This window comes from Streptacidiphilus carbonis, assembly GCF_000787775.1.
GTDB lineage: Bacteria > Actinomycetota > Actinomycetes > Streptomycetales > Streptomycetaceae > Streptacidiphilus > Streptacidiphilus carbonis.
The window spans coordinates 1-5,952 of record NZ_BBPM01000119.1; the positions used below are offsets into that span (position 1 = coordinate 1).

Here is a 5,952-nt window from a genome sequence, read left to right on the forward strand (position 1 = left end):
AACGCTCGCGGCGCGGACGCGTCTCCTCGGCCGGGGCGTCGGACGCGGCGGGACGGCGGCTGTCGCCACGCGAGCCGTCGCGGCCGCCGCGCCCCGCGGCCCCGCGGTCGGCGGACTTGCGGCCGCCGCCGGGCTCGCCCAGGTCCTCGACCGCTTCGGCGCCCAGGCCCGCGCGGGTGCGGTCGGCGCGCGGCAGCACGCCCTTGGTGCCGGGGGCGATGTGCAGCAGCTCGAAGAGGTGCGGCGAGGTGGAGTAGGTCTCCTCGGGCTCGGCCAGGCCCAGGTTCAGCGCCTTGTTGATCAGCGCCCACCGGGGGATGTCGTCCCAGTCGACCAGGGTCACCGCGGTGCCGGAGGCGCCGGCCCGGCCGGTGCGGCCGATGCGGTGCAGATAGGTCTTCTCGTCCTCGGGGCACTGGTAGTTCATGACATGGGTCACACCCTCGACGTCGATGCCGCGAGCGGCCACGTCGGTGCAGACCAGGACGTCCACCTTGCCGTTGCGGAAGGCGCGCAGCGCCTGCTCGCGCGCTCCCTGGCCCAGGTCGCCGTGGACCGCGCCGGCCGCGAAGCCGCGCTGGGTCAGCTGGTCGGCGACGTCGGCCGCGGTGCGCTTGGTCCGGCAGAAGATCATCGCCAGACCGCGGCCCTCGGCCTGCAGGATCCGGGAGACCAGCTCCACCTTGTCCAGCGAGTGGGCCCGGAAGACGTGCTGGGTGACCGCGGCCACGGTGGCGCCGTGGTCGTCCGGGGCGGCGGCGCGGATGTGGGTGGGCCGGCTCATGTAGCGGCGGGCGAGGCTGATGACCTGGCCCGGCATGGTGGCCGAGAACAGCATGGTCTGCCGCTTGGCCGGGAGCATGGTCATGATCTTCTCGACGTCGGGCAGGAAGCCCAGGTCGAGCATCTCGTCGGCCTCGTCCAGCACCAGGCAGCGCACGGCGGAGAGGTCCAGCTTGCGCTGGCGGGCCAGGTCGAGCAGCCGGCCGGGGGTGCCGACGACCACGTCGACGCCCTTCTGCAGCGCCTCGACCTGCGGCTCGTAGGCCCGGCCGCCGTAGATCGCCAGAACGCGGACGTTGCGGACCTTGCCGGCCGTCTGCAGGTCGTTGGTGACCTGGGTGCACAGCTCGCGGGTCGGCACGACCACCAGTGCCTGCGGTGCGCTGGGCAGCTCGGCGGCGGTGCTGCGGCCGGCGTCGACGTCGGCGAGGACGCGCACCCGGTCGATGATGGGGAGGCCGAAGCCCAGGGTCTTCCCGGTGCCGGTCTTGGCCTGTCCGATGACGTCGTGGCCGCTGAGCGCGACCGGGAGGGTCATCTCCTGGATCGGGAAGGCTTCAATGATGCCGACGGCCTCGAGGGCCTCTGCTGTCTCGGGCAGGAGCCCGAGGTCTCGGAACGTAGTCAGGGCGATGCCTCTTCCGGTGTGTGCGGCCGATGCGGGGGGCGGCCGGGCACTCGTACGACTCGTACGAGCGCGCGTACCGCAACCGGCGTCCTCGCGGCCGGGCCGCGCGCCGGCTCCGTCTGATGTCGCACGGACACGTGGTCGCGTACGGACGGGCGGCACTGCGGGTCGGCCATGGTGGGAGGCCCGGCGCGGGACCGCGTGGGTGCGGTCTGCGGCGGCCCTCGCTCAGCCACTGCGGGCCCTTCGTGGTCCGTCACCGGAATCGGAAGGGCGGGTCGGTCGGAGCCGATCGTTCCACCGACCGGGCATCCGCATACGTGAGGACCGGGGCGCGAGCCTCGCGGCGCATACGCCAGTCCTCACTACCACCATACCGTCAAGCGAAAGATCGAACATGTGACGCGGGCGACAAAGCCTTCGGGCGGGGCCCGGACCCCCCTCGCGGGAGCACTAGGGTTCCCGTTATGGAGACTCCTCAGGAAGCAGCAGCGGCCGGCGGTTCCGACACCGGCGAGTCGTACCCCTCCATCGGGGACTGGGACGGCTGCGCGGCGGACCCGGAGTACCGGGCAGCGGTGCTCGACCTGCTCGGCGCGCTGGCCTACGGCGAGCTGAGCGCCTTCGAGCGGCTGGCCGAGGACGCCAAACTGGCGCCGACCCTGGAGGACAAGGCGGCCCTGGCCGGGATGGCGGCGGCCGAGTTCCACCACTACCGGCAGCTGCACGACCGGCTGGTCGAGGTCGGGGCCGACCCGACCGCGGCGATGCAGCCCTTCGCCGAGCCGCTGGACTCCTTCCACCGGATGACCGCCCCGGCCGACTGGCCGGAGAGCCTGGTCAAGGCCTATGTCGGCGACTCCATCGCCTCGGACTTCTACCGCGAGGTCGCGGTGCGGCTGGACGACGACACCCGGGACCTGGTGCTGCGGGTGATGGCCGACACCGGGCACGCGGAGTTCGCGGTGGGGAAGGTGCGCGGCGCGATCGAGGCCGACCCCAGGATCGGCGGGCGGCTGGCGCTGTGGGGCCGGCGGCTGATGGGCGAGGCGCTGAGCCAGGCCCAGCGGGTGGTGGCGGAGCGCGACGCGCTGTCCAACCTGCTGATCGGTGGGGTGGAGGTGCGCGGCTTCGACCTGGTGGAGGTCGGCAAGATGTTCAACCGGATCACCGAGGCGCACACCCGCCGGATGGCGGCGCTGGGGCTGGCTTCCTGAGGGGCCTGCCCGGCAGGGGCTCCCGGCAGCGCTCCGGGCGGCTGGGAGCTCGGGACGGCAGGGTGCTCCGGGCGGGGGCTCAGGCGTGGTGCGGGTGCGGCGGCACCGCGGCGGCTGATCGCTGCTCGGAGCGGTGGTCGGTGCGGCGGTGCCCGTTCCGGCTCCGGTCCGGGTGGGCCAGCAGCGAGACCAGCAGGCAGGCGCCGACGGCCGAGAGCGGCGCGGTCACGGCGAGGTGGCCGTCGCCGACGACCGCGCGGGCCAGTACGCCGATGAGCAGCGCCGAGCACAGGCCGGTCAGCACGGTGACCGCCCGGTGCACCTGGAAGTACCGCGGCAGCAGTACCGCGGCTCCGCCCCCGACGGCCAGTCCGACCAGGGCGAACGCGAGCAGTTGCAGCAGCATCGGCGCCTCCTCGCAGCGTGTGCGTTCCGCGTCCGGTCCGGGTGGGTGAACGGGACACTCAGGACGTACCCAAGGAGCGTTCAGGGCATGCGGAATGTGGCGATCTGCATCCCAGCCTGGCTGGAATCCACCCGCCAGGGTGGCGTGCGGTGCGTCTTGTTCCAAGATCGGGTAATACAAGATCGGGTTATGGCCTCAGCCGGGCCGCGGCGGGGGCGGGGGCGGGGGCGACAGCAGTGGTGCCCCGCCCCCGCCGAGGCGGGGACGGGGCACCGGGGTCTGCGGGCTCAGATCGCGCCGAAGCCGACCTTGCGCGCGGTCGGCTCGCCGATTTCGACATACGCGAGCCGCTCGGCGGGGACCAGGACCTTGCGGCCGTGCTCGTCCGTGAGCTTCAGCAGCTTGGAGCTGCCGTCGAGCGCCGCGGCGACCGCGGTCTCGACATCATCAGCAGACTGCGAACTCTCGAGAACGATCTCCCGAGCCGCGTTCTGCACGCCGATCTTGACCTCCACGGCTACGTCCCTCCGGCCCCTCAAGGCGCATGTTGTCTCGTGTCACGTTGGTGTCGCTGGTGTGCGGGACCGAAGAGTCCCGCACGCGGCCAACCTTAGACCGAGCGGGGGGCTTTCAGTGCGCGGCGCCGTCGCCCCCGTGCATGGGGAAGCCCTTGAGGCCGCGCCAGGACAGGCTGGAGACCAGGCGGACGGCCTCGTCCTTGGGGATCGTCCGGCCCTGGGCCAGCCAGAAGCGGGCGGTGATCTGGCACAGGCCGCAGACGCCGACGGCGAGCAGCATGGCCTCCTCCTCGGGGAGGTCGGTGTCCTCCGCGATCACCTTGCTGACCAGGGTGGCCGTCGCCCGGGTGACCGCCTCGACCCGCTCGCGGACGGCGGCCTCGTTGGTCAGGTCCGACTCGAAGACCAGCCGGAAGGCGCCGGACTCGGCCGCGACATAGGCGAAGTAGGCCTCGGTGGTGGCCAGCACCCGGAGCTTGTTGTCCGTGGTGGCCTCCAGGGCCCCGCGGATCGCCTCGACCAGGGCGTCGCAGTGCTTGTCCAGCAGAGCGAGGTAGAGCTCCAGCTTGCCGGGGAAGTGCTGGTAGAGCACCGGCTTGCTGACCCCGGCACGCTCGGCGATGTCGTCCATCGCGGCGGCGTGGTAGCCCTGCGCGACGAACACCTCCTCGGCGGCGCCGAGCAGTTGGTTCCGTCGGGCGCTTCGCGGCAGGCGGCCGGTGCTGGTCTTGCCTGCGCGCGGGCGCTCGTCCGTGTCCTGACTGGCCGTCACGGCGCTCCTCACTCACGTTGTGGGGCTCCGGGTGCGCGGCTGGGGCCGTTCGCGGCCGAGGCCGTGCGGATAGTGGTTCCAGAGCGCCATCCTACTTGTCGGTAATCCTTTGCGCCGCAGGTCGCCGAAAGAAACTCTTGGTCCTGGGTTGTGAGGAGTCAACAACACAGTCCGGATCAGATCAGGATTTATTGGTGAATTCCAGGCATATTACTGCCGGTACTCGTCCTCGTCGATCCTGACGGTGCGCTGCTGCTCGGCAGCGTCGGCTTCCGGGGCCTCCAGGCCGAGGTCGTCCTCCTCCCGCGGGCCCTCCTCGGCCGCTTCGGAGTCGTCGTCGGTGAAGTCGTCGTCGGTGAGGTCGGGGTCGACGGGCTCGGGGTTCACGGGCTCGGTCATGCTGGCTCCCGGTGGGATAGGTGCTGTGTCGAGCCTAGAAGTGCCTGCCCCGGACCGCGCCCCGGCACACCGGTCGGACGGCCTCTGCTGACCTGGACCGTGCCGGCTCGTAGCATCGACGCCATGAGTGGACTGCGCGAGATGTCAGAGTCCGTCGTGCCCGAGGTGGCGATTCCCGACGCGGCCGAGGTGGACAGGGGGAGTGGGGCCCTGCGGGCGCTCACGCCGGTGCCGGTGCCCGGTTGCGTGCTGAACGTGGACGGCGTCGAGCCGGAGCGCGAGGGGCTGCCGCCCGCCGTGTTCGTGCACGGGCTGGGCGGATCGACGCAGAACTGGTCGCTGCTGATGGACCGGCTGGCCGGGGACGTCGACGGCCAGGCCGTCGACCTGCCCGGGTTCGGCCAGTCGCCGCCGCCGGACGACGCCGACCTGTCGGTCTCGGCCCATATGCGCGCCGTGGTCGAGTACCTGGAGCTGTCCGGACGCGGCCCGGTGCACCTCTTCGGCAATTCGCTCGGCGGCGCGGTGGTGACCAGGCTGGCCGCGCTCCGCCCCGACCTGGTGCACTCGCTGACGCTGATCTCGCCGGCGCTGCCCGAGGTGCCCCCGCAGCACACCGCGCTGCCGACCGGGCTGCTGGCGATGCCGGGCGTCCCGGCGGTGTTCGGCAAGCTCACCAAGGGTCAGCCGGTGGAGCAGCAGACCGAGGCGCTGCTGGACCTCTGCTACGGCGACCCCGGGCTGATCGATGCCGAGCGGCGGCGGGAGATGGTCGCCGAGTACCAGCGCAGGATGGCGCTGCCGTACTCGATGGACGTGCTGGCCAGGACCGCGAGGGGGATCGTGCGGGCCTACACCGAGCGGGGGCCGCAGGCGCTGTGGCGGCAGGCCGAGCAGGTCACCGTGCCGGTGCTGCTGGTGTACGGGCTGCGCGACAAGCTGGTCTCCTACCGGATGGCCCGGCGGGCCGGGCTGGCCTTCCGGGACTCGCGCCTGCTGGTCCTGCCGGAGGCCGGGCACGTGGCGATGATGGAGTACCCGGACCTGGTCGCGGCCCAGTTCCGGGAGCTGCTGGTGGAGACGGCGGCGAAGGTGGCGGCGAAGGTGGCGGCGCCGAGGTAGTGCTGTCCGTTTTCGGGTGCGGACCGTAGGCGGCTGGGCGCGCGGTTCCCCGTGCCCCTGGGCAGGTGCAACTGGCCAACGGCGGTTCGGCTGCAGCACCCCAGGGC

Annotated in this window: 7 protein-coding genes; 2 read left to right on the top strand and 5 right to left on the bottom strand. The window is 72.3% G+C overall.

Features of this window, described 5'->3' with window-relative positions:
- Positions 1-1,321, bottom strand: a 1,321-nt coding sequence (locus TR46_RS37260; RefSeq protein ID WP_042411618.1) for a DEAD/DEAH box helicase, incomplete at its 3' end; no start/stop codon positions are given.
- Between the two features lie 557 nt (positions 1,322-1,878).
- On the opposite strand from TR46_RS37260, the gene TR46_RS37265 reads away from it, so the two are divergent.
- The gene (locus TR46_RS37265; protein WP_042411621.1) at positions 1,879-2,628 is read left to right on the top strand and encodes a ferritin-like fold-containing protein; all 750 of its coding nucleotides are present in this window, start codon (positions 1,879-1,881) and stop codon (positions 2,626-2,628) included.
- Between the two features lie 79 nt (positions 2,629-2,707).
- On the opposite strand, the gene TR46_RS37270 is transcribed toward TR46_RS37265, so the two are convergent.
- The 4 genes from TR46_RS37270 to TR46_RS37285 form a co-directional block, all read right to left on the bottom strand.
- Positions 2,708-3,034, bottom strand: a complete 327-nt coding sequence (locus TR46_RS37270; RefSeq protein ID WP_042411625.1) for a hypothetical protein — start codon at positions 3,032-3,034, stop codon at positions 2,708-2,710.
- A gap of 287 nt (positions 3,035-3,321) precedes the next feature.
- Complete coding sequence (locus tag TR46_RS37275) at positions 3,322-3,549, bottom strand: DUF3107 domain-containing protein (protein ID WP_042411629.1); 228 nt, start codon at positions 3,547-3,549, stop codon at positions 3,322-3,324.
- Positions 3,550-3,664: 115 nt separating this feature from the next.
- Positions 3,665-4,324, bottom strand: coding sequence for a TetR/AcrR family transcriptional regulator (locus tag TR46_RS37280; protein ID WP_042411633.1), 660 nt, complete (start codon positions 4,322-4,324; stop codon positions 3,665-3,667).
- Between the two features lie 210 nt (positions 4,325-4,534).
- On the bottom strand, positions 4,535-4,723 hold the full coding sequence (locus TR46_RS37285; RefSeq protein WP_042411635.1) for a hypothetical protein: 189 nt from the start codon (positions 4,721-4,723) through the stop codon (positions 4,535-4,537).
- Positions 4,724-4,846: 123 nt separating this feature from the next.
- Here TR46_RS37285 and TR46_RS37290 point away from each other — a divergent pair, with 123 nt between their 5' ends.
- Entirely contained in the window at positions 4,847-5,845 is a 999-nt protein-coding gene (locus TR46_RS37290) for an alpha/beta fold hydrolase (RefSeq protein ID WP_063770761.1), read from the top strand.
- Positions 5,846-5,952: the final 107 nt, after the last annotated feature.

Excerpts from the sequence above, each read along its gene's own strand:
- TR46_RS37290 (WP_063770761.1), top strand. The coding sequence starts at position 4,847 with ATGAGTGGACTGCGCGAGATGTCAGAGTCCGTCGTGCCCGAGGTGGCG.
- TR46_RS37265 (WP_042411621.1), top strand. The coding sequence starts at position 1,879 with ATGGAGACTCCTCAGGAAGCAGCAGCGGCCGGCGGTTCCGACACCGGC.
- TR46_RS37285 (WP_042411635.1), bottom strand. The coding sequence starts at position 4,723 with ATGACCGAGCCCGTGAACCCCGAGCCCGTCGACCCCGACCTCACCGAC.
- TR46_RS37270 (WP_042411625.1), bottom strand. The coding sequence starts at position 3,034 with ATGCTGCTGCAACTGCTCGCGTTCGCCCTGGTCGGACTGGCCGTCGGG.